Annotated in this window: 2 protein-coding genes; one reads left to right on the top strand and one right to left on the bottom strand. The window is 39.8% G+C overall.

Features of this window, described 5'->3' with window-relative positions:
* Window positions 1–174 precede the first annotated feature (174 nt).
* On the bottom strand, window positions 175–357 hold the full coding sequence (locus tag AC1DVB_RS27665; RefSeq protein ID WP_057278468.1) for a YlaF family protein: 183 nt from the start codon (window positions 355–357) through the stop codon (window positions 175–177).
* A gap of 124 nt (window positions 358–481) precedes the next feature.
* Between AC1DVB_RS27665 and AC1DVB_RS27670 the strand changes: the two genes are divergently transcribed.
* A partial coding sequence (locus tag AC1DVB_RS27670; protein WP_477592048.1) for a GTP-binding protein occupies window positions 482–809 on the top strand: 328 nt, incomplete at its 3' end.

The following is an 809-nucleotide window of genomic DNA, read 5'->3' on the forward strand; positions in this document are numbered from 1 at the left end:
AGGGGAGACCCCGCAGGCGAAAGCCGAGGAGGCTCCCCGACCGCCCGCGGAAAGCGAGTGCCTAGAGTGGAAATCAACGTCCAAATTGTACAAGCCATAAAAAATAGACAAACTCGATTTTCATCGAGTTTGTCTACAGTCTGAAACCCGCTGTCTGCCAGCGAGTTTTTTATATTATAACTTCCCGGCTTCACGTAATTTCTTCTTCTGGGTGAAACCGAACCCCATGATTCCGCAAAGAATAACGATTGCAGCTAATATTCCAATCAAGCTTTTTTCAGCAATGAAGATGCCAATGGAGCCAATGCATGATGTTGCCAATACCGCTAATATTAAGAAATTCCATTTAATGTTCATGAATATCACCCCTAATATATCTATTGTACATAATTTCTGTATTTGTTTCTAGTATGTTTGTGATATAATATGTAAGTTAATACTAGTGATACGTTTTACACAAACTTTTTTAGGAGTGAATTTTTTGAAATTAAGAGAAAATATTCGTAATATAGCCATCATTGCTCACGTTGACCATGGTAAAACGACGTTAGTGGATCAGTTGCTAAAGCAATCTGGTACTTTCCGTGAAAATGAACATGTGGAAGAACGTGCGATGGATTCTAATGCGATTGAAAAAGAACGCGGAATTACGATTCTTGCGAAAAATACAGCAGTTCAATACCAAGATACAAGAATCAATATTTTGGATACACCTGGTCATGCCGACTTTGGTGGTGAAGTGGAACGGATCATGAAAATGGTCGATGGCGTTCTTCTTGTTGTTGATGCATATGAAGGCTGTATGCCGC

The sequence above is a fragment of the Peribacillus sp. P4_D6 genome, from assembly GCF_056401795.1.